Raw genomic sequence first — 20,790 nt, 5'->3', positions numbered from 1 at the left:
AGGATTATGGATATCCCACGTATTTTTACTATCAGCGAAAGTGAACACCGCATTCACAACCCCTTCACGCCAGAGAAGTACGCCACGCTGGGCCGCGTGTTACGCATGAAGCCAGGCGCGCGCATTCTCGATCTCGGCAGCGGCTCGGGAGAGATGCTGTGTACCTGGGCACGTGACTACGGCATTACCGGTACCGGCATCGACATGAGCCCGCTCTTCACCGCACAGGCAAAGCTGCGCGCAGAAGAGCTTGGCGTCAGTGAATACGTTCATTTTATTCATAACGACGCGGCGGGCTATGTGGCGGATGAAAAATGCGACGTGGCGGCCTGCGTAGGGGCCACCTGGATTGCGGGCGGCGTCGCCGGGACGATCGAACTGCTGGCAAAGAGCCTTAAGCCAGGCGGACTGGTGCTTATCGGCGAACCGTACTGGCGTCAGGTACCTGCAACGGAAGAGATTGCCCAGGCCTGTGGCGTTTCATCGGTGGCCGATTTCCTCACCCTGCCCGACCTTGTCGCCTCTTTCGCTGAACAGGGCTATGACCTGGTCGAAATGGTACTGGCAGACCAGGAAGGCTGGGATCGGTATGAAGCGGCTAAATGGCTGACCATGCGCCGCTGGCTGGAGGAGAACCCTGACGATGACTTTGCGCATGAGGTTCGGGCAGAGCTGACGAATGCGCCTAAACGCCATGTGACGTATACGCGGGAATACTTTGGTTGGGGCGTGTTTGCCTTAATCGCACGATAAAAAGGAGCAGGCGATATAACCCAAAGGTTATATCGCCTTTTTGCAGGGTGCGCACAATATTATGCCTGTCGTACTTAATTATCGTTAATTGTTCCCTTTATTCGTCATCGTAATTACGGGTGGTTATTCTTTTACTGGCGTGAGATGAATACCAGGGGATCGTCTATTGAGAAAAACCGATGAGGAGAATATATTGCCCATAAAACAGCCAGGCACATTAATGAAGGAAGCATGATGGATATTGCGCTGCTTAACAGGGGATGGAATAGAACCTGGTCAGATACGATGGTGAATCTGGAAGCCCGAAAGGTCATCGAAACTGCAAATCGACTGTCAGCCTACTATTTACAAGATGGTCTAACACGCATCAAGTTTGTTGAGGGAATAAAACAGGTCGTAGAAAAAGAGTTCGCGACAGCACGGCGGGCGAAAACCGATGAAGAATGCATTGAATGCCTCAAAAATCTGCGTGCTGAAAAAGAGAATCTTCTTGAGCAAGAGCGCTTGTTAAGGACCAGGTCCGCTCAGCTTTATGCGAAGGTCGAGTTTGTTTGGGAAAACAATAAAATTGTGGGGTATGTGATTTCGGCAGTAAATATTGTGATATCCGGAGTGACCACATTTGGTGGGGCTATGCTCATGTTTACCGGGACACCTATTGGTATTCTTGCAGGTGCAATTCTTGTTATAGATGGTATGAATGGAATATCAAAAGAGTTTATTAATTTTAAAAGAGACAGCAATGCAAAGTCAGAGGGAATAGCTGCTGATCAATCAATGGAAATAGCAAAATTCATGGGATTTAAGCCTGAAACTGGACTCGCTGTTTACAAATCTTTTTCTTTAAGCGCAAGCGTTTACACCATCTTTGGCTTGTCGAGGAAAGCTGAAGCGTGGAGGCTTTTCCGTTATATACCAAGCGACTACTATCGGAAAGTGACAACTATGAGCACTCCAAAACTCACAATGAAAATCGTGGGATATGGTTTGAAGGCCAAGGTCATCTTTGATCTGATGAGTATTGATTAACTTTTTTCAGACCTGACATGCCGCCATGATTTGTAGGAAATGATTGGTGGCTGAGCAAAACTACATATCAAGAAAACAATCAGTATTGAAATCCCTCCTGAGAAAACATACCAATGATCATCCTGTTTTGAAAAAACGAGATAGATGAAAAAAAGTATGCCACAAGAGAAAATCCATAGTAGAGTTTTAAATCTTCTTGCTAAATCGTGGACTACCTCATCAAGATCCCCGCCATAATTCGCGATATTATTATTCAACTTTTGTATTTCTTTGCGAGTAAATCCAGAATGCAACAAAGAGTCTTCTGTGATCTTCATCCTTCTCTCCTCTGTTCATGCAATGTCCGTTTCGAGGGATGAGTATACTGATGTACTTTATCGCAATCCAGCCGAAACTTTGCGGCAAGCACCACGCTAGCCCTCTTGCTATGGTGAACAATCATAATTGTTTGTTCTTCTGACGACTGAGAATGGTACTGATTATTTTTTACTCACCCTACAGAATCGCCACGATTTATAGGCAAGCAAAGGTGGTTGGATAATAATTGCAACCGCGATACCACAAGAAAGGCCAATACCACCAGAAAAAACACTTTCTTCAGATGCGAATATCATCAGAAAAATGAATACAGCAAGGCAACCAGATACAACCCACACAGTGAGAACAAAACGCGTGGCCAGATCCTTGATGGCATTCCCCAGCGTTCCACCGTAGCTTTCAACGTTGTTCTTCATCTTCTGCAAGTCCGATCGTGTAAACCCAGAATTCAACAAAGTCTCATCAGTCACTTTCATGTCGTATCGTCCTTTATATTCCAGAAAGGTATTTTTCATTCACTGATTGTGCGAGCAATCATACTGATGAACTTTGCAGCAATCCAGCCGAAACTTTGCGGCACTCTCTATCCCTTTTATTATAGCTATCCCCCGTGATGTATCACTATGCGCATGTAGATTCTAGGATAATCCAGTAGAATTCAGTTGTGGGCTTTAATTAGAAGGTTCCAATGGATTTGAGAAGACTTTGTGAGATGCTTGAGTGGTGCGATTATAGGAATAAAAATAATAATATAACACTATGTTTTTATGATTATTTTATTTTAGATAAATCCAAAGTGCCCCCTTAAGTGCCCCCATTGGGTTGCTGCTTAGGGGCATTTAGATCAAGTATGGTCTCTCTTGTAGTTGCGGGTAAACTCAACAAACATATTATGAGCAGCCTGCTCATCTCCTAACGCCACTTCGCGCATGACCTGTAAGAGAAGTACGGTCATAGGCATCACTTCATTAAGATCCAGATCTGCGGGATAGCTCTCTGGGTCAATGGCCATATCGAGATTATAAAACCACCATAATTCAATCTTTCGTGTGAGAGAAATTATTGTATTAATCTCATCGATTACATTAAGCAAATCAGCCTCAGGAATTAAATAAAACATTTCGTGAGAAAGTTTATTCCTGATTTTTTTTAGGCGTTCAATTGTTTCGATATCACACTTGTCTAAGGCATTATGTTCCGTCAACCAGCTTATCGATGCATAAAGCCTACTTTTATTTCTATCTAAAACTTTTTCCCTGTACTCTACGAATTCATCTTCGTTTCCAAAACTTAAGTAAAATCGTTCTAACTTTCCAATTACTATTTCTTTTAGCAATTCAAAGGAAGCAATAAAAATAGAATAAGAAATAACTCTTTCCTTCAATGCTTTTGGCTCTAATATTCGTGCCCATTTTTTATAATTCTCATCTTCATTCATAACTTAATCCCTTTTAAATAAATCAACATATTCAATCAACTTAATCTCGTTAAGATCTTTAGGCTTTTTAAATAATGCATATTTATTATCAAGGAATATGGATTTATTATTAACAAGGCATTGATAAAATTTATTACCATTAATAAATAAACTATCAACATACTTAGATACATCACCTATTCCGAATTGTCTAAACTTGGTAAAAAAAACCAGCCAAAGAACATCAAAAACAGAGTCTTTGGCTGAAGAACGTTTAACATCATCAATAATAATATTTTTAATAAAGTCTTTTAATTCTGGATGCGTTTTTTTGTGCTCAAGAAAAATCAGATCGATAATAGCAAGAACATTTCCCATTACTTTCTCAGACTCTCTTTTTATCATGAAAAGCAGACTTATTAATTTCTTAATTTCCTTGAACTGCTTGGCTTTATCTTTGGAAAAAATAATCTTTAATCTATCTTTTTTAGTTAATTCAGAAATAAATTTATTTAGTATACTTGTGCCTGGATATTCATAATGAATGTCCAACGCCTTGAGTGCCGCTTGCTCAAATTCTCTAAATGAAAAAGATTCTGCTCCAGACAATGAATATGGGTGATACTTTTTAGAATGCTCTCTGTACAACCCATTCGGCAGCTTATTTATTTTTGTTTTAGCTTCGTTGATATTTAAGTTGTACTTACCCAGTTCAAGAGAAATAACTTTTAAAATTTTCTTAGCATCAGATTCACTATTACAAAGGATCCTATAATCATCCTTAAATCTCACGCCAACAAATTCGATATCCTTGAGTTTTAATGACACATCTCTATCAACTTTAGAAAGAATTATTTCCGCAATCAAATCACTTAAAGCAGACCCAACTGATATACCATTTGTTTTTTTATCATTTGAATATTGTAGCAATCTATCAAGCTTATTACCTAACAGAGTGTATTCTTTATCGTCACGTGACTCATTCTTCTCATGTAATGCCCAAGGAATGCTATGAGTATATATTGAGGCATAAAAATTGGTAATATCAGTTCTAACTAAATAACTATAATTCACAGCATCAACAATCAGATCCCTTTCTGCCATCTCAATCCACTCATATATCATCCTCCCAGATCGTATGGGTGAAAGATATATTCCCTCAGTCTTAGTAACGGGAATAGGCAAACTGTATGTAAAAATTTTAGTTTCATCATTAAAAAGGTGATTTATTACTAACTGCCAATCTTTGAAAAGCCAATAAACCATATCATGATAAAATTTGGGATGCTGTATACCAAAAATACGATGAGTGAGTGATGTTTTAGGATATGAAACATTAACAATCTCTTTCTCTTTGAGAGTATTTAAATTATCAAAAAACGGTTTTCGGTTTAATTTAACCCCTCCGACTTTGAAGCAAGGGGGTAAAACATATTCCTCTGGAAAATAGCCATCATTCAATAACCATTTACCAACTACTCTTGGCTTAATATTATTGAGAAGTTTTTTAGTTTCTTGATAGTGTTCCCTAACTAACATGCAACCCTCGCCTACTCAAACGTTATCATTTTGCCATGAAAATAGTAGTTTTATTCTACATCACTTTTCAAGTGAAACATCACCATAGTTACTGACTGGCATTGATTTTTACCACACATTGAAAGCATGCAATGCAGCAGACTGGCAAAAAATACTTCCCTGACCAAAATCGCGCTACACCGCACCCGCCTCAGGTTTTCAGATCGCAAAAGTTTTCAGTTGGGATTTATTATAAATAATAGCGCCAGACCGCGCCACAACTGGGGATATACAGCGAACAGGGAATTGAAAAGAGAGAAAAGAATTTCAGCTTTTTCAGTTCAGTTTTACTCCAGCATTTTAATCACTTCAGTTAAACTATTGATAGTAAAGAGATATAAAATTTCAAGTGAAACTATTCATGCTACTAACGAGAAATTTAAATTATAAAAACTTGATTCTTATATATATTTTTTCTTAAGCACTTGAAATTTTATGAACCGAAGCCGGGAAAATTTTCGCTATTACCGGCGAGTCGTTTACTGGCTTTCTTTGGCTGCCAGTCAGAGTTCTAATGCTTTTTGTCGCTCGTTCGGTGGCAAGGCATCATTAGCTCTTTAATCCGTCCCTGGCCGCTCAGAGCGCCACGGCTAATCATGTGTGAGAAGGATACGTTCATCACAAACATATACCCGTACTCTACATTTGAAAAATAGCAGTACACATCTGTCATATTAGGGGGCGGTTTGTTTTCATCACTGTAGACCGACATGCGCAAAGAAATAACTCAATTTCGGGTCTTCTGTCCCAAATCTGTCCCACAGTCAAAATAAGGAAGGTACAAATGATGCGAAACTTCTTGAAAAGATGGTGCCGATAATAGGAGTCGAACCTACGACCTTCGCATTACGAATGCGCTGCTCTACCAACTGAGCTATATCGGCCCTGAGAGGCCGGTTACGAGCGTAACCACGGGGCAAAAGGTTAGATCTATCCGGGTGATGCGTCAATGCCCTTTTGAATCAAACGGCTATTTTTGCATCACCCGTGATTATTTACGCACGAATCGTATCGTCGCCGATGCCAATCCACTTGTAGGTGGTCAACGCTTCCAGGCCCATCGGACCCCGCGCGTGCAGTTTCTGCGTGCTCACGGCCACTTCCGCGCCCAGACCAAATTGTCCACCGTCGGTGAAGCGGGTTGATGCGTTCACGTACACGGCAGAAGAATCCACTTCGTTTATAAAGCGGTCGGCATTGCGCAGCGTGCGCGTCAGGATGGCGTCAGAGTGCTGAGTACCATGCTCACGGATGTGCGCGATAGCGTCGTCGAGATCGGCTACGATCTTCACGTTCAGATCCAAAGACAGGAACTCGTCGTCATACTGCTCCGCGTTTACCGGCACCACCGTCGCCGGGCCGTCTTTCAGCAGCGCCAGCGCCTTCTCGTCCGCGTGCAGCGTGACGCCACTCTCGTCCATCTGCTTGCTCAGGGCTGGCAGGAAGGTGTTTGCAATGCCCTGATGCACCAGCAGCGTTTCCACCGTATTACAGGTGCTTGGACGCTGGGTTTTGGCATTCACAATAATCTTCAGCGCCGGTGCAATTTCGGCGCTCTCGTCCACCACGATATGGCACACGCCGATACCGCCGGTGATCACCGGGATCGTCGACTGCTCGCGGCACAGCTTGTGCAGGCCCGCGCCACCGCGTGGGATCAGCATGTCGATGTATTTGTCCATGCGCAGCATCTCGTTCACCAGCGCACGGTCCGGGCTTTCGATAGCCTGCACGGCACCTGCCGGTAAACCGCACTCCTGCAGCGCCTGCTGGATGACTTTCACGGTCGCGGCGTTGGTGCGCCAGGTCTCTTTCCCACCGCGCAGAATGGCGGCGTTTCCGGTCTTCAGGCACAGGGAAGCGACATCCACCGTCACGTTCGGACGGGCTTCATAAATCACGCCGATAACGCCGAGCGGCACGCGACGGCGCTCCAGACGTAAACCGCTGTCGAGCAGTCCGCCGTCAATCACTTGCCCGACCGGGTCGGCCAGATTACAAACCTGACGGACATCGTCGGCGATGCCTTTCAGGCGTGCCGGGGTCAACGCCAGACGGTCGAGCATCGCTTCGCTCAGACCATTGCGGCGCGCTTCCAGCAGATCCTGTTCGTTGGCGAGGAGGATTTCCTGCGACTGCGATTCCAGATAATCAGCGATTTTTTCCAGCACGCGGTTTTTCTCGCGGCTGGAAAGGAGCGCCAGTTTGTAAGAGGCGGCCTTGGCGGCGGCACCCATTTGTTCCAGCATTTTCTGGCTCCTTAACGAATAATCATATCGTCACGATGCACGGCAACCGGGCCATACTCGTAGCCCAGAATGGCGTCGATCTGCTGCGAGTGGTGACCCGCAATACGGCGCAGAGCATCGCTGTTGTAGCGGCTGACGCCGTGAGCGATGTCGCGACCTTCAAGGTTACGGATACGGATCACTTCACCACGGGAGAAGTTGCCTGTCACGTTTTTAATTCCTTTAGGAAGCAATGAACTCCCTCTTTCCAGAATCGCCGCGGTCGCCCCTTCATCCACGGTCAGTTCACCTGCCGGCGGCGCGCCGAAAATCCAGCGTTTGCGGTTTTCCAGCGGGGATTCCTGGGCGTGGAAGCGCGTGCCAACTGAAATGCCTTCCATCACGTCGCCAATGACGCCAGGACGGCTGCCCGCCGCAATGATGGTGTCGATCCCGGCGCGGCAGGCCACATCCGCCGCCTGCAGTTTAGTGCCCATGCCGCCCGTTCCCAGGCCAGAGACGCTGTCGCCGGCGATGGCGCGCAGCGCATCGTCAATGCCGTGTACATCGGTAATCAGTTCAGCTTCCGGGTTGGAGCGCGGGTCTGCGGTAAACAGCCCCTGCTGGTCGGTCAGGAGCAAGAGCTTGTCGGCACCGGCCAGGATCGCCGCCAGCGCAGAGAGGTTATCGTTATCACCCACTTTGATTTCAGCGGTAGCCACGGCGTCGTTTTCGTTAATCACCGGGACGATATTGTTGTCCAGCAGCGCGCGCAGCGTATCGCGGGCGTTCAGGAAGCGTTCTCTGTCTTCCATATCCGCGCGCGTCAGCAGCATCTGCCCGACGTGAATGCCATAGATTGAGAACAACTGTTCCCAGAGTTGAATGAGTCGGCTTTGTCCCACGGCGGCCAGCAGCTGTTTAGAGGCGATCGTCGCGGGGAGTTCGGGGTAACCCAGATGTTCACGCCCGGCGGCAATCGCCCCGGAGGTCACGATAACAATACGATGCCCTGCGGCATGCAGCTGAGCGCACTGACGTACAAGCTCAACAATGTGGGCGCGATTTAGGCGGCGCGATCCGCCTGTTAAAACACTGGTGCCGAGTTTTACCACCAGCGTCTGGCTGTCACTCATGATTCTCTGCCGTTCAACGATAAGGGAAAGTGATGTCGAACGAACGTTTTAACAGGTGTCAGGCCCGTTGCCAACTGCCACAGCACATCGCGAAACACTTTGTTGCGCGGGATCAGGAAGCGTAGCGGCGGATTTTGACAATTTTATTACCGAAATAATAAATCACAGTTTTTTAAAATTAATCTTAATTTGTCATAAAAGTTTCATTCCGTAACGTTAAAACCCTTTCTGTTTTTTCACGGGACTTAAGCATGAGCTTATCGTCCAGCGAATTTTTAAGCGCGTTTATAAGACAGGATCGAAAATGAAAAAGAGCACTCTGGCATTAATGGTTATGGGCGTTGTGGCTTCCGCATCTGTTCACGCTGCCGAAGTTTATAATAAAAACGGCAACAAACTGGACGTGTACGGCAAAGTTAAAGCAATGCACTACATCAGTGATGACGATTCAAAAGATGGTGACCAGACATACGTGCGTTTCGGTTTTAAAGGTGAAACTCAGATTAACGATCAGCTGACGGGCTATGGCCGTTGGGAAGCGGAATTTGCAGGCAACAAAGCAGAGAGCGATTCCACTCAGAAAACGCGTCTGGCGTTCGCCGGTATTAAACTGAAAGATTTTGGTTCTTTTGATTACGGTCGTAACCTGGGCGCACTGTATGACGTCGCTGCATATACCGATATGTTCCCTGAATTCGGCGGTGACGGCCTGGCGCAGACCGATAACTTCATGACGAAACGTGCTTCCGGTCTGGCCACATACCGTAATACTGACTTCTTTGGTCTGGTTGACGGCCTTGATATGACCCTGCAATACCAGGGTAAAAATGAAAACCGTGACGTCAAAAAGCAGAACGGTGACGGCTTCGGTACGTCTCTGAGCTATGACTTCGGCGGTAGCGATTTTTCTGTGATTGGTGCATATGCCAACTCTGATCGCACCAACGAGCAGAACCTGCAGGCACGCGGTGAAGGTAAAAAAGCGGAAGGCTGGGCAACCGGTCTGAAGTATGATGCCAACGATATTTATCTGGCCACGATCTATTCCGAAACACGCAATATGGCGCCAATCTCCGGCGGTTTTGCCAATAAAGCGCAAAACTTCGAAGTGGTCGCACAATATCAGTTCGATTTCGGTCTGCGTCCGTCCCTGGGTTATGTCCAGTCTAAAGGCAAGGATATCGAAGGCATTGGTGATGAAGATATCGTGAAATATATCGACGTCGGCGCGACCTATTATTTCAACAAAAATATGTCCGCGTTTGTTGATTATAAAATCAACCAGATTGATGACGATAACAAACTGGGCGTGAGCAGCGATGATATCGTTGCCCTGGGTATGACCTACCAGTTCTGAGTCGGCAGTAATAAAAAAACCGGCATTAAGCCGGTTTTTTTGTGCCCGGTGGCGCTGCGCTTACCGGGCCTACGGGATCATCACCCGGCATTATTTCATCTTTACGCCGTCAATTTCGCCTTTTCACTGGAAAAATCATCGGCAGGCTCAAGCTTCAGGTCCAGCGTGGCCAGTAAATCGCGCGCCTTGTCGTGGAACTCTTTCAGGGTATATTCCAGGCGGTCAATTACTTCCTGATCTTTGATGGTAGTGGCCTGCCAGTTGCCGTCTTTATTAAACAGGCCAAACTGGTAGCTATAGGTAAAACGTTTCTCTTCTGCTTCCATTTCCATCCACCAGCCCCAGAATTCACGTTTTTCGGGTGCAGGCTTCACGTTGACGCATACAGCCAGGCAGTCGAAAAAAAAGCGATTCTCTTCACACTGCTCTTCTCGAATATACGGGCCAAGAGCCATGAACTTCTTAATCAATCTACTTTTCGGGTGTCCACTCGGTAACGTCATTACGATCTCCTTTTGTGAAGCCACTGTTTTACCAAACCATCAAAATTTAGCAATCTCTTAACACAATCTCTGGGCGATCCAACGCGTAATCTCTTTTAATGCTTTGTCAAAATTCTGATACACCGGGCTGAAGGGAACTTCCAGCAATTTGCCATCCGCAGATGACGATGTGATTAAGCGTGACTCCTCTTCCGGGCTGAACGGATCGTTTTTCCAGAAGCCGGACAGCATCGGCGTTGGACACCGGCGTCCCAGCAGGCCCTGCGTTTTTAACGAATAGCGATTGAGTTCCACGCGCAGCGCTTCGTCTGAAGCATCATGCATGCCAAGGCGGCTGGCCAGTACGTCGAGGTACATTTCCGGCACGCTGCCCTGACGGGCAGGATCGCTGAGCAGAGCGTGAACCACCGGCCCAAGACAGGCTACGGCCTTCAGGCGTGACGCCTCAAGATAGGCCAGACGCACGGCCACGTTCGCCCCAAAGCGGAAACCAAACGCCGCGACGCGGGTGTGGTCGACCCAGGGAATGTTTTCCAGCGCTTTTAGCGCATGCTGGTGCAGAAGACTGGAATCCTGCGTCAATTTCCATTTAGAGGAAAAACCGATAGAGGGCATATCAAGCGTCAGCATCGCGATCCCTTTTGGGGCGAAGTAACGCTCATACAGGCTGTAATAGTCGATTTGCAGCGAATCCAGCCCACCGCACATCAGCACGGTCGGAAACGGGCCGTCGCCTTCAGGCATATGCAGGAATCCGGTCACGGGCGCGCCGCCGGGGATGGTGAACTCAAGCTCGCGCATCCGGCCCGGCAAGCGTTGGGCAGCCTCTTCATAGGCACGGTTTGCCAGCGCCTGCGCCTGCTCCGCCAGCTCATCCCCTTTTAAGTGCGGATAGGCGGCAATGGCGTAAAGGTTGGCTGCGTGCAGCCAGTGCTTGCCGCTGAGGGTGGCGTCCTCTTCCTGGCTGGCTTTTTGCTGCCAGAGCATCGCCTGTTTCGACCATTCGTAGATCCAGTTGCCGCCGCGGTAACCCACCACCGTATCGTAGAGTTCGCTGTCGGTACGCTCGGCTTCACTCATGACGATACGCGCCTGCACATCGAGGATTTCACGCGGATCAATACCGCGCCAGATCCACATCAGGCGGTTAATCATGCGATACCAGTGAGGCACGTTTTTACCGTCTAATGCAGACTGGACGGCAGGCTGGTTCCCCGGATTGAAGCGACGCACCAGCGTCGAGGTTTCAGGGTGCTTGAAACGGGGTTTGAAGAGTGTCTCGGTGAGATTCGCCTGCGTCATTGCGTTGCCTCCATGGATACGTCATATAGTGTCCATTGTAACGCGTGGCAGGATAAAAAGAACAACGCCCGGCATAGCCGGGCGTGTAAAGTTACGTACGGAAATTAACGGCCGGAAATAGGCGGTACGAAGACCACGCCCATGTCCCATGGCTGTTCAATCCAGGTATCCTGTGGGATATCAATCACGTAATCATCCACCAGTGGGCGGCCCGCCGGTTTCGCGAAGATGGTGACGAAGTGTGCTTTTGGGTACATTTCGCGGATAGCCACCGCGGTACCGCCGGTATCCACCAGGTCATCAATAACGATGAAACCTTCACCGTCGCCTTCCGCGCGTTTCAGCACTTTCAGCTCACGCTGGTTGTCGTGGTCATAGCTGGAGATGCAGACGGTATCGACATGACGAATACCCAGCTCACGCGCCAGCAGCGCCCCCGGTACCAGACCGCCACGGCTAACGGCAATAATGCCTTTCCACTGTTCAGAAGGCATCAGACGCGCGGCCAGTTTGCGTGCGTGGATCTGCAACATGTCCCAGGTGACGACGTATTTTTCGCTCATGTGAAGTGTCCCAGCCTGTTTTTATACGGCTTAAAAAGTGTTCGAGGGGGAAATAGGTTGCGCGAGATTATAGAGATCTGACGCACTAAAAACCAGTGTTTAGCGCCCTCTGCCTGAGTTTTTACATGCTTTATGCTACCAGCCATCGGAGAAAGTGGTATTCTCAGTTGCATCTCGCAAGCCTGACTTGTGGTAACTATTAACCTGCTAACCCTGTGACCTGCAACTCGCTTTGCAGGGCATCGACAAGGAGACTTATCGTGTCTGAACTGTCTCAATTATCTCCCCAGCCGCTGTGGGATATTTTTGCCAAAATCTGCTCCATTCCACACCCGTCTTACCATGAAGAACAGCTTGCCGAACATATTATGGGTTGGGCGAAGGAAAAAGGTCTGCACGCTGAACGCGACCAGGTTGGCAACATTCTGATCCGCAAACCGGCGACCGCAGGCATGGAAAACCGTAAACCGGTTGTGCTGCAGGCGCACCTGGACATGGTGCCACAGAAAAACAACGACACCGTTCACGACTTCACGAAAGACCCGATCCAGCCGTACATCGACGGCGACTGGGTGAAAGCGCGCGGTACCACGCTGGGTGCAGATAACGGTATCGGTATGGCCTCTGCGCTGGCGGTACTGGCGGACGACAGCGTTCAGCACGGTCCACTGGAAGTGCTGCTGACCATGACCGAAGAAGCGGGCATGGACGGTGCGTTCGGTCTGCAGGCGAACTGGCTGCAGGCGGATATTCTGATCAACACCGACTCCGAAGAAGAAGGCGAGATCTACATGGGCTGCGCGGGCGGGATTGATTTTATCTCTACCCTGCCGCTCTCCCGTGAAGCGGTGCCTGCTGGCTTCCAGACCTTCAAGCTGACGCTGAAAGGGCTGAAAGGCGGCCACTCCGGCGGTGATATTCACTTAGGCCTGGGCAACGCCAACAAACTGCTGGCACGCTTCCTGGCGGGCCACGCGGCTGAGCTGGACCTGCGTCTGGTCGATTTCAACGGCGGTACGCTGCGCAACGCAATCCCACGTGAAGCGTTCGCGACGGTAGCCGTTCCAGCCGCCAAAGCGGACGAGCTGAAAAAGCTCTCCAGCGTCTATCTGGATATCCTGAAAAACGAACTGTCCGCGAAAGAGAAGAACCTGACCGTGGTGCTGGAGTCCGTGTCCACGGATAAAGCCGCGCTGACCACCCAGTCTCGTGACACCTTTATTCAGCTGTTAAACGCGACGCCAAACGGCGTGATCCGCAACTCAGACGTCGCGAAAGGCGTGGTTGAAACCTCTCTGAACCTGGGCGTGGTCACCATGGGCGACGACAGCGCAGAGATCATCTGCCTGATCCGATCGCTTATCGACACCGGTAAAGAGTACGTAGTGAGCATGCTGGAATCTCTGGGCACGCTGGCTGGTGCGAAAACCTCTGCCAAAGGCAGCTACCCAGGCTGGCAGCCGGACGCAAGCTCTCCGGTGATGGCACTGGTGCGTGAAACATACCAGCGTCTGTTCAACAGCACCCCGAACATTCAGGTGATCCACGCGGGTCTGGAATGTGGTCTGTTCAAGAAGCCGTACCCGAACATGGATATGGTCTCCATTGGGCCAACCATTACCGGGCCGCACTCGCCGGATGAGCAGGTTCACATTGAAAGCGTGGGCCATTACTGGACCCTGCTGACTGAACTGCTGAAAGCGATTCCTGCTAAGTAATACCCTCACCCCAGCCCTCTCCCAAAGGGAGAGGGTGAACAACGTCGCGCCACTGGCCTTTTTACAATCCCAATACCAGTTGACGTTCCAGCTGCGGATCCAGCAAGGTAACGTGTAACCCCACCAGCCTGACCCCTCGCCCGCCCCGACGTTCATCCCAGGCCCTTTTCGCCGTCGCGATGAGATCCTCTTTATTCAGGCGCGGCCAGACGTGCTCCTGAGTCGTCTGCTGAAAATCATTGAACTTAAGCTTCACGCCCTGACGGGCAATCAGCAGGTCCGGTTTTACCTTGATTAAGCGCCGTTCCAGCTCAGGATAGAGCTGCTCCGTAATGATGGTTTCGCATTCAGACCAGGCATGAATATCTTCAATCAGTGTGCGTTCAACCCCGACCGACTTTCGCAGCCGTTCGCTGCTGACACTGCGCTCGTCTATCCCCTGACTGCGCTCCCACAGCACGCGGCCAAATTTTCCAAAGCGTTTAAGCAGCATGGCTAAATCGCTGCGCTGTACATCTTCGCAGGTTCGCAGCCCCATGCTTTCCAGCTTTGCCGCAGAGACTTTGCCTACGCCCGGGATTTTGCCGAGCGGCAGCGTTTTTAAAAACGCCGGGACCTCTTCCGGGGTAATAACGTACTGGCCGTCGGGCTTGTTGAGATCGGACGCTATTTTGGCGAGGAATTTCACCGGTGCGACACCTGCCGACGCGGTCAGATTCAGCTCCTGGAAGATAGTCCGGCGGATCTCCTGCGCCATCAGCGTCGCGGAGCCGTGACAGTGCACGCTGTCGGTGACATCAAGATAAGCTTCGTCCAGCGACAGAGGTTCAATTAGTGAGGTGTAGCGAGAGAAGATTTCGCGGATATGCAGGGACGCTTCTTTGTACGCCTCAAGGCGACCGGGTAAAAGCGTGAGATGAGGACAGAGCTTAAGGGCCATGGCGGTAGGCATGGCGCTGCGCACGCCAAATTTGCGCGCAGGATAGTTGGCGGTGCTGATTACACCGCGCTGGACACGGCTACCGCCAATGGCAATAGGAATATCCCGCAGCGCCGGGTTGTCACGCATCTCCACTGCGGCAAAAAAACAGTCCATATCGACATGGATTATTTTGCGCATTACGACCACCACACATGTATTTATATACAGTATATCAAAGTCTAAAAAATGCGACAGCAGATTTACCTTCTCTTATTTGTCATAAAAATATGATACAAAAAACAACACGTAACTTGTTGTATATATTAATTTTTTATGTGAATAAGGATATAGATTCATGAGAAAAATACTCGCGCTCTCTCTGCTGCTCGTGACGGGAACGAGCTTCGCTGGCCCACAGATCGTTGCCCACCGGGGCGGAACAGCCGACGCACCAGAAAACACAGTACAAGCGATCAAACTGGCCTTAGAGAATCAGGCTCAGGCAGTCTGGATAACCGTGCAGCTCAGTAAAGATGGCGTTCCGGTCCTGTATCGTCCTTCTGATTTAAAAGCGCTGACGAACAAAACAGGCAAAATCTCGGACTACACGCTTGCGGAGTTATCGGCAGTTGACGCTGGCTGGAGCTGGGGCGGTGAAACCCATCCGTGGCGTGGCAAAGGGGTGACGATCCCCACCCTGAAAAGCGTACTGGAAACCTGGCCACAAACCCGGTTTTATATTGATATCAAATCACCTGATGCCGATCCGGCCACGATGGGAAAAGCGCTTCTTGCGGTGCTTAATGAGACCCAGAGTCTGGGGCGGGTGAGGGTTTATTCTACTGAGGACCGTTATCTTGCCTCGCTTCCGGCAGCAATCCCACGCTTTGTTACCCGCAGTGAAACGCGCTCCCGGCTGGTAACGGTATCGCTGAGCCACCAGTGCCTGCCACCAGAGCAGACGATGCAGGAGTACTGGTACGCGCTAGAGCTGAACAGAACCGTTGACGTGGTTGAGAAATTCACCCTTGGTGAAGGGGTGTCCCGCTCAACCCTCACCTGGGATAAAGAATCCATGGACTGTTTCCGCTCGCAGGGCAACAGTCACGTTATCTTGCTGGGCGTGAACACCGCCGAAGATTATAAAAAGGCAGAGGCGCTGCAGGCGGATGCGGTGATGGTCGACTCGCCCGCCGCCGCAAAAGCATGGGCTAAATAAGCCAGCAGGCCGCAATAATGCGGCCTGCTGTTATCGTTACGTCGCGATTTACAAAATTCGGCGCTGCTGCTCCCGCGCCATCCTTTTTTTACGGGCATCGCACGGTTCCGGGCAGTCGCAGACTTTTTCCATGCCAATGGACGAGATCCCACCGCAGCTGCCCTGAATGCTTTTGCGCTTGATGATCCAGCCTAACGACATGCCGAATATGACCAGTACAAAGACCGCGAAGGTTGCCAGAAACGTCAGCATCATCAGCCTCCAAAATCATCCAGCAGGATGTTCTCATCTTCCACGCCCAGATCTTTAAGCATCTTGATCACTGCGGCGTTCATCACTGGCGGACCACACATATAAAACTCGCAGTCTTCCGGCGCAGGATGCTGTTTGAGGTAGTTTTCATACAGCACGTTGTGGATGAAGCCCGTATGGCCGGTCCAGTTATCTTCCGGCTGCGGATCGGAGAGCGCCACATGGAAGGTGAAGTTAGGGTTTTCACGCGCCAGCTGTTCGAACTCATCGTCATAGAACATCTCACGCAGCGAACGCGCCCCGTACCAGAAACTGATTTTACGCTGACTGCCAAGCCGCTTGAGTTGGTCGAAAATGTGCGAACGCATCGGCGCCATACCTGCACCACCGCCGATAAATACCATTTCGGCATCTGTTTCTTTCGCAAAGAACTCGCCAAACGGGCCGGAGATGGTCACCTTGTCGCCCGGTTTTAATGACCAGATATACGATGACATGATGCCCGGCGGCGCATGCGGTACCGCTGGCGGCGGCGTGGCGATACGCACGTTAAGCATGATGATACCCTTCTCTTCCGGGTAGTTCGCCATGGAGTAAGCACGAAGCGCGGGCTCTTTAACCTCAGAGACAAAGCGGAAGAGGTTGAATTTATCCCAGTCGGCACGGTATTCATCAGGCACATCGAAGTCAGCATAGGCTACGGTGTGCTCCGGGCATTCAATCTGGATATAGCCCCCCGCCCGGAACGGAACGCTCTCTCCTTCAGGCACCCGCAGTTTAAGCTCTTTGATAAACGTGGCTTTGTTATCGTTGGAGATAACTTCGCATTCCCATTTTTTGACGCCGAAAATCTCCTCCGGCAGTTCAATTTTCATGTTCTGGCGCACCGCGACCTGGCAGGCCAGACGGCAGCCCTCTTTCGCCTCACGCTTGGTGATGTGCGACAGCTCAGTGGGCAGAATATCGCCACCGCCCTCTTTCACCTTTACGCGGCACTGCCCGCAGGAGCCACCGCCGCCGCAGGCCGAAGAGACGAAGATGCCGTTGCCGGCAAGCGTATTCAGCAGTTTATCGCCGGCTGGTGTGCGGATCTGGTTTTGCGGTTCATCGTTGATATCGATAATGACATCGCCGGAATTCACCAGCTTCGCGCGCGCCACCAGAATCAACCCCGACAGCACCAGTACAATCAGCGTGAACATCGCCACGCCAAGCATAATTTCCATCAGTTAGCCCTTATAGCTGCACACCGGAGAAGGACATAAAGCCCAGCGCCATGAGACCGGTGGTGATAAAGGTGATCCCTAAGCCACGCAGGCCTGCAGGCACGTTGGCATATTTCATTTTTTCGCGGATCCCCGCCATGGTGACGATAGCCAGCATCCAGCCGATCCCGGAGCCGAAACCATACACAATTGATTCGCTGAAGTTGTAATCACGCTGAACCATAAACGAGACGCCACCGAAGATGGCGCAGTTCACCGCGATCAACGGCAGGAAGATCCCCAGTGCGTTGTAGAGTGACGGGAAATACTTATCAAGGATCATCTCAAGGATTTGCACCAGCGCCGCAATCACACCGATAAAGGTGATGAAGTTCAGGAAGCTGAGATCCACCCCCTCCACCAGCGCGCTGTCACGCAGGACAAAGTTGTACACCAGGTTGTTGATCGGCACCGACAGGCCAAGCACCACGGTAACCGCTATGCCCAGGCCAAATGCTGTCGATACCTTTTTGGACACGGCAAGGAACGTACACATGCCGAGGAAGAACGCGAGCGCCATGTTTTCAACAAACACCGCGCGCACAAATAAACTCAGGTAATGAGCCATTGTCGGTTACTCCTTTTCCTGCTGTTCTGGCTTCAGGGTACGAATCAGCCAGATCAGCAAACCGATAATGAAAAATGCGCTTGGAGCCAGCAGGAACAGGCCGTTTGGCAGATACCAGCCGCCGTTCTGTACCGTGTCCAGCACCGTGATGCCAAACAGCTTACCGCTGCCAATCAACTCACGCAGGAACCCTACGGACAGCAGGATTACGCCGTAGCCGAGGCCGTTGCCGATGCCGTCCATAAAGCTCGCCAGCGGGGGCATTTTCATGGCATAGCCTTCTGCACGTCCCATCACGATACAGTTGGTGATAATCAGGCCCACAAATACCGAAAGCTGTTTCGATATTTCATAGGCAAAGGCTCGCAGCAGCTGATCGACCACGATCACCAGCGAGGCGATGATCGCCATCTGCACGATGATCCTCACGCTGTTGGGGATATGGTGGCGGATCATCGAGATAAACATGCTGGAAAACGCGGTTACCAGCGTTACTGCCAGCGTCATCACCACCGCCGTTTCCAGCTTGGTGGTCACCGCCAGGGCTGAACACACACCCAGCACCTGCAGCGTTATCGGGTTATTGGCTAAAAGTGGGCCAATCAGCACCTTTTTAACTTCTTTCAGTTCACCCGTATCAGCCATGGTTCAGCGCTCCTTCACGTACATTTTTCAGGAAAGGACCAAAACCGAGTTCGCCCATCCAGAAATCAAAACTGTGCTGCACCCCTTTGGAGGTGAGCGTGGCCCCGGATAGCCCGTCAACAGCATAGACATCGTCAGGACGCGCAGACCCTTTCATCACCTTCAGCGCAGGCGCTCCGCTGTCGTCGAGCACTTTCTTCCCGACAAACTGCGCGCGCCAGTTAGGGTTCTCCACTTCACCACCGAGCCCCGGCGTTTCACCCTGGTCATAGTAGGTGATGCCTTTCACGGTGCGGCCATCCGTATCAAGCGCCACGAAGGCGTACATCATTGACCACAGGCCGTTGCCGTAGATGGGCAGCACCACTTCCTGCACCTGTTTTTGCTCATCACGTACGAGGTAGATTTCAGCCAGATTGCTGCGACGCTTAATACCCGCCGGATCCTGAGATGCGTCCAGCGTCATGCTCATCTGCGGGTCTTTTAATGCCAGCGCCTGGTTATATTTCGCCGGATCTTTATCCAGCAGTTGACCCGTTTTTAAATCCACCAGACGCGCGGTAATGCGCTCAGCAAAGACGGCCGACACATCGTCTGCACTCATCCCTTCCTGCATCAGCCCTGCGACGGCCAGGATGTTGCGCTGTTTATCCAGCGCGCGCTGCTCCTGCTGTCGCGGCTTTAACCCCACGGCAGAACCAGCCACCACAATGGAACAGACCAGACACAGTACCAGCACCACCAGCAGCGTTTTGCCGATGCTGTCGTTATTTTTGATTTCAGCCACGTGCCTTCCTCCGCTTAATGTTGGCGCGCACGACCAGATAATCGAACAGTGGTGCAAACAGGTTGGCAAACAGAATGGCCAACATCATCCCTTCCGGATAGGCCGGGTTGACCACACGAATCAGGACACACATCACCCCGATGAGCACGCCATAGCTCCATTTCCCTCTGTCAGTAAAGGAAGCAGAAACCGGATCGGTGGCCATGAACATCATGCCGAAGGCGAAACCGCCCAGCACCAGATGCCAGTACCAGGGCATGGAGAACATCGGGTTGGTGGCGGAACCGATAAGGTTGAACAGTGTGGCAGTCAGCACCATGCCGATCATGACACCGGCGACAATCCGCCAGGAGGCCACGCGACCAAACAGGATGATCGCCCCGCCAATCAAAATCATCAGCGTGGAGACCTCCCCAATGGAGCCCGGGATGTTGCCCATAAACGCATCAAACCAGGTCACGGGTTGGCCTGTCGCATTGTTCACCAGCGTTTCACCGCCGTGCGCCGCCCATTGTGAAAGCGGTGTCGCCCCAGAGAAGCCGTCCGCAGCGGTCCAGACCAGATCGCCGGAAATTTGTGCCGGATAGGCAAAGAACAGGAACGCACGCCCTGCCAGCGCAGGGTTGAGGAAGTTACGCCCGGTTCCCCCGAAGATCTCTTTCGCGATGACCACACCAAAGCTGATCCCCAGCGCGGCCTGCCAGAGCGGTAACGTTGGCGGGACAATCAGGGCAAACAGAATGGAAGTAACAAAGAAGCCTTCGTTGATCTCATGTTTACGAATAATGGCAAACAGCACTTCCCAGAACCCACCCACGATAAATACCGTGATGTAGATCGGGAGGAAGAACACCGCCCCCAGCGTCATCATGCTGATCCAGCCCGCGTCTGGGGCAAAACTCACGCCAAGCGACTGTGCCATACGGTAATGCCAGTCAGACTGGATCACCTGCGCCAGTTGCTGAGCATCGTACAGATGATGCAGCGCCGGAATGGTCTGCAGCCCCACGTTGTACATGCCCCAGAACATTGCCGGGAAGACGGCAAACCAGACCAGAATCATCATTCGCTTCAGGTCGATGGCGTCACGAACGTGCGCCGCGCCTTTCGTCACCAGACCTGGCGTGTAGAAAATGGTCGTCGTCGCTTCATACAGCGGGTAGTACTTCTTCAGTTTACCCTCGGTAAAATGCGGCTCTATTTTTTCAAAGAGGTGTTTTAAGCCCATGG

At 50.5% G+C, this 20,790-nt stretch carries 21 protein-coding genes and 1 tRNA gene; 5 read left to right on the top strand and 17 right to left on the bottom strand.

Annotated elements, in window-relative coordinates; genetic code table 11:
- Window positions 1–6 precede the first annotated feature (6 nt).
- Together AK59_RS0107610 and AK59_RS0107605 are read left to right on the top strand one after the other, a co-directional pair.
- Window positions 7–753: an SAM-dependent methyltransferase gene (locus tag AK59_RS0107610; protein WP_029882442.1), complete on the top strand. Its 747-nt coding sequence runs from the start codon at window positions 7–9 to the stop codon at window positions 751–753.
- A gap of 234 nt (window positions 754–987) precedes the next feature.
- A complete protein-coding gene (locus tag AK59_RS0107605) occupies window positions 988–1,782 on the top strand; it encodes a DUF4225 domain-containing protein (protein WP_029882441.1) in 795 nt (264 codons plus the stop codon).
- Here the strand turns inward: AK59_RS0107605 and AK59_RS0107600 are convergent.
- The 7 genes from AK59_RS0107600 to proB form a co-directional block, all read right to left on the bottom strand.
- Window positions 1,779–2,099, bottom strand: a complete 321-nt coding sequence (locus tag AK59_RS0107600; protein ID WP_029882440.1) for a hypothetical protein — start codon at window positions 2,097–2,099, stop codon at window positions 1,779–1,781. The two genes, AK59_RS0107605 and AK59_RS0107600, sit on opposite strands and share 4 nt — an antisense overlap.
- 162 nt (window positions 2,100–2,261) lie before the next feature.
- Window positions 2,262–2,576 carry a hypothetical protein gene (locus tag AK59_RS0107595; RefSeq protein ID WP_029882439.1) on the bottom strand — a complete coding sequence of 105 codons (315 nt, stop codon included), beginning with the start codon at window positions 2,574–2,576 and terminating at the stop codon, window positions 2,262–2,264.
- A 368-nt stretch (window positions 2,577–2,944) separates the two neighbouring features.
- Window positions 2,945–3,538 carry a hypothetical protein gene (locus AK59_RS0107590; RefSeq protein ID WP_029882438.1) on the bottom strand — a complete coding sequence of 198 codons (594 nt, stop codon included), beginning with the start codon at window positions 3,536–3,538 and terminating at the stop codon, window positions 2,945–2,947.
- Window positions 3,539–3,541: 3 nt separating this feature from the next.
- Window positions 3,542–5,056: an RNA-directed DNA polymerase gene (locus AK59_RS0107585; RefSeq protein ID WP_029882437.1), complete on the bottom strand. Its 1,515-nt coding sequence runs from the start codon at window positions 5,054–5,056 to the stop codon at window positions 3,542–3,544.
- 847 nt (window positions 5,057–5,903) lie between these two features.
- Window positions 5,904–5,979 (bottom strand) — tRNA-Thr (locus tag AK59_RS0107580).
- Window positions 5,980–6,090: 111 nt separating this feature from the next.
- Entirely contained in the window at window positions 6,091–7,344 is a 1,254-nt protein-coding gene (proA, locus tag AK59_RS0107575) for a glutamate-5-semialdehyde dehydrogenase (protein ID WP_029882436.1), read from the bottom strand.
- Window positions 7,345–7,355: 11 nt separating this feature from the next.
- Window positions 7,356–8,459 carry a glutamate 5-kinase gene (proB, locus tag AK59_RS0107570; RefSeq protein ID WP_013095745.1) on the bottom strand — a complete coding sequence of 368 codons (1,104 nt, stop codon included), beginning with the start codon at window positions 8,457–8,459 and terminating at the stop codon, window positions 7,356–7,358.
- 304 nt (window positions 8,460–8,763) lie between these two features.
- Between proB and phoE the strand changes: the two genes are divergently transcribed.
- Window positions 8,764–9,816 (top strand): phosphoporin PhoE, encoded by a 1,053-nt coding sequence (gene phoE / locus AK59_RS0107565; RefSeq protein ID WP_029882435.1) that lies wholly within the window; start codon window positions 8,764–8,766, stop codon window positions 9,814–9,816.
- Between the two features lie 101 nt (window positions 9,817–9,917).
- Here the strand turns inward: phoE and crl are convergent, their stop codons facing one another.
- The 3 genes from crl to gpt form a co-directional block, all read right to left on the bottom strand.
- Window positions 9,918–10,319, bottom strand: coding sequence for a sigma factor-binding protein Crl (crl, locus tag AK59_RS0107560; protein ID WP_023620943.1), 402 nt, complete (start codon window positions 10,317–10,319; stop codon window positions 9,918–9,920).
- A gap of 57 nt (window positions 10,320–10,376) precedes the next feature.
- Entirely contained in the window at window positions 10,377–11,621 is a 1,245-nt protein-coding gene (gene frsA, locus AK59_RS0107555) for an esterase FrsA (protein WP_023620942.1), read from the bottom strand.
- A 104-nt stretch (window positions 11,622–11,725) separates the two neighbouring features.
- Window positions 11,726–12,184 (bottom strand): xanthine phosphoribosyltransferase, encoded by a 459-nt coding sequence (gpt, locus tag AK59_RS0107550; protein WP_003863205.1) that lies wholly within the window; start codon window positions 12,182–12,184, stop codon window positions 11,726–11,728.
- Window positions 12,185–12,444: 260 nt separating this feature from the next.
- On the opposite strand from gpt, the gene pepD reads away from it, so the two are divergent.
- Window positions 12,445–13,902, top strand: a complete 1,458-nt coding sequence (gene pepD / locus AK59_RS0107545; RefSeq protein WP_029882434.1) for a cytosol nonspecific dipeptidase — start codon at window positions 12,445–12,447, stop codon at window positions 13,900–13,902.
- A gap of 61 nt (window positions 13,903–13,963) precedes the next feature.
- Here pepD and dinB read toward each other — a convergent pair whose 3' ends face one another.
- The gene (dinB, locus tag AK59_RS0107540) at window positions 13,964–15,022 is read right to left on the bottom strand and encodes a DNA polymerase IV (RefSeq protein WP_029882433.1); all 1,059 of its coding nucleotides are present in this window, start codon (window positions 15,020–15,022) and stop codon (window positions 13,964–13,966) included.
- A 157-nt stretch (window positions 15,023–15,179) separates the two neighbouring features.
- Here dinB and AK59_RS0107535 point away from each other — a divergent pair, with 157 nt between their 5' ends.
- Entirely contained in the window at window positions 15,180–16,043 is an 864-nt protein-coding gene (locus AK59_RS0107535; protein WP_020686316.1) for a glycerophosphodiester phosphodiesterase family protein, read from the top strand.
- A 48-nt stretch (window positions 16,044–16,091) separates the two neighbouring features.
- On the opposite strand, the gene nqrM is transcribed toward AK59_RS0107535, so the two are convergent.
- From nqrM to AK59_RS0107505, 6 genes are read right to left on the bottom strand one after another with little or no spacing between them, the layout of a single operon-like run.
- Window positions 16,092–16,298 (bottom strand): (Na+)-NQR maturation NqrM, encoded by a 207-nt coding sequence (gene nqrM / locus AK59_RS0107530; protein ID WP_020686315.1) that lies wholly within the window; start codon window positions 16,296–16,298, stop codon window positions 16,092–16,094.
- Window positions 16,298–17,521 (bottom strand): NADH:ubiquinone reductase (Na(+)-transporting) subunit F, encoded by a 1,224-nt coding sequence (gene nqrF, locus AK59_RS0107525; protein ID WP_013095735.1) that lies wholly within the window; start codon window positions 17,519–17,521, stop codon window positions 16,298–16,300. Before nqrF ends, nqrM begins: the two co-directional genes overlap by 1 nt.
- Window positions 17,522–17,531: 10 nt before the next feature.
- The gene (gene nqrE, locus AK59_RS0107520) at window positions 17,532–18,128 is read right to left on the bottom strand and encodes an NADH:ubiquinone reductase (Na(+)-transporting) subunit E (RefSeq protein WP_013095734.1); all 597 of its coding nucleotides are present in this window, start codon (window positions 18,126–18,128) and stop codon (window positions 17,532–17,534) included.
- A 6-nt stretch (window positions 18,129–18,134) separates the two neighbouring features.
- Complete coding sequence (locus AK59_RS0107515) at window positions 18,135–18,773, bottom strand: NADH:ubiquinone reductase (Na(+)-transporting) subunit D (protein ID WP_013095733.1); 639 nt, start codon at window positions 18,771–18,773, stop codon at window positions 18,135–18,137.
- Entirely contained in the window at window positions 18,766–19,560 is a 795-nt protein-coding gene (locus AK59_RS0107510) for a Na(+)-translocating NADH-quinone reductase subunit C (RefSeq protein WP_013095732.1), read from the bottom strand. Before AK59_RS0107510 ends, AK59_RS0107515 begins: the two co-directional genes overlap by 8 nt.
- On the bottom strand, window positions 19,553–20,788 hold the full coding sequence (locus tag AK59_RS0107505) for an NADH:ubiquinone reductase (Na(+)-transporting) subunit B (RefSeq protein WP_029882432.1): 1,236 nt from the start codon (window positions 20,786–20,788) through the stop codon (window positions 19,553–19,555). Before AK59_RS0107505 ends, AK59_RS0107510 begins: the two co-directional genes overlap by 8 nt.
- Window positions 20,789–20,790: the final 2 nt, after the last annotated feature.

Source organism: Enterobacter sp. T1-1, from assembly GCF_000710795.1.
In the GTDB taxonomy this organism is placed as follows: domain Bacteria; phylum Pseudomonadota; class Gammaproteobacteria; order Enterobacterales; family Enterobacteriaceae; genus Enterobacter; species Enterobacter cloacae.
The sequence above is the reverse complement of the archived record's forward strand: the minus strand, read 5'-3'. Positions and strand labels throughout refer to the sequence as shown.

Coding starts and splice junctions, on each gene's coding strand:
- proB (WP_013095745.1), bottom strand. CDS start 8,459: ATGAGTGACAGCCAGACGCTGGTGGTAAAACTCGGCACCAGTGTTTTA.
- gpt (WP_003863205.1), bottom strand. CDS start 12,184: ATGAGCGAAAAATACGTCGTCACCTGGGACATGTTGCAGATCCACGCA.
- AK59_RS0107515 (WP_013095733.1), bottom strand. CDS start 18,773: ATGGCTGATACGGGTGAACTGAAAGAAGTTAAAAAGGTGCTGATTGGC.
- AK59_RS0107600 (WP_029882440.1), bottom strand. CDS start 2,099: ATGAAGATCACAGAAGACTCTTTGTTGCATTCTGGATTTACTCGCAAA.
- AK59_RS0107505 (WP_029882432.1), bottom strand. CDS start 20,788: ATGGGCTTAAAACACCTCTTTGAAAAAATAGAGCCGCATTTTACCGAG.
- nqrE (WP_013095734.1), bottom strand. CDS start 18,128: ATGGCTCATTACCTGAGTTTATTTGTGCGCGCGGTGTTTGTTGAAAAC.
- AK59_RS0107585 (WP_029882437.1), bottom strand. CDS start 5,056: ATGTTAGTTAGGGAACACTATCAAGAAACTAAAAAACTTCTCAATAAT.
- crl (WP_023620943.1), bottom strand. CDS start 10,319: ATGACGTTACCGAGTGGACACCCGAAAAGTAGATTGATTAAGAAGTTC.
- dinB (WP_029882433.1), bottom strand. CDS start 15,022: ATGCGCAAAATAATCCATGTCGATATGGACTGTTTTTTTGCCGCAGTG.
- AK59_RS0107605 (WP_029882441.1), top strand. CDS start 988: ATGGATATTGCGCTGCTTAACAGGGGATGGAATAGAACCTGGTCAGAT.
- AK59_RS0107595 (WP_029882439.1), bottom strand. CDS start 2,576: ATGAAAGTGACTGATGAGACTTTGTTGAATTCTGGGTTTACACGATCG.
- proA (WP_029882436.1), bottom strand. CDS start 7,344: ATGCTGGAACAAATGGGTGCCGCCGCCAAGGCCGCCTCTTACAAACTG.
- frsA (WP_023620942.1), bottom strand. CDS start 11,621: ATGACGCAGGCGAATCTCACCGAGACACTCTTCAAACCCCGTTTCAAG.
- nqrF (WP_013095735.1), bottom strand. CDS start 17,521: ATGGAAATTATGCTTGGCGTGGCGATGTTCACGCTGATTGTACTGGTG.
- phoE (WP_029882435.1), top strand. CDS start 8,764: ATGAAAAAGAGCACTCTGGCATTAATGGTTATGGGCGTTGTGGCTTCC.
- AK59_RS0107590 (WP_029882438.1), bottom strand. CDS start 3,538: ATGAATGAAGATGAGAATTATAAAAAATGGGCACGAATATTAGAGCCA.
- AK59_RS0107610 (WP_029882442.1), top strand. CDS start 7: ATGGATATCCCACGTATTTTTACTATCAGCGAAAGTGAACACCGCATT.
- nqrM (WP_020686315.1), bottom strand. CDS start 16,298: ATGATGCTGACGTTTCTGGCAACCTTCGCGGTCTTTGTACTGGTCATA.
- AK59_RS0107535 (WP_020686316.1), top strand. CDS start 15,180: ATGAGAAAAATACTCGCGCTCTCTCTGCTGCTCGTGACGGGAACGAGC.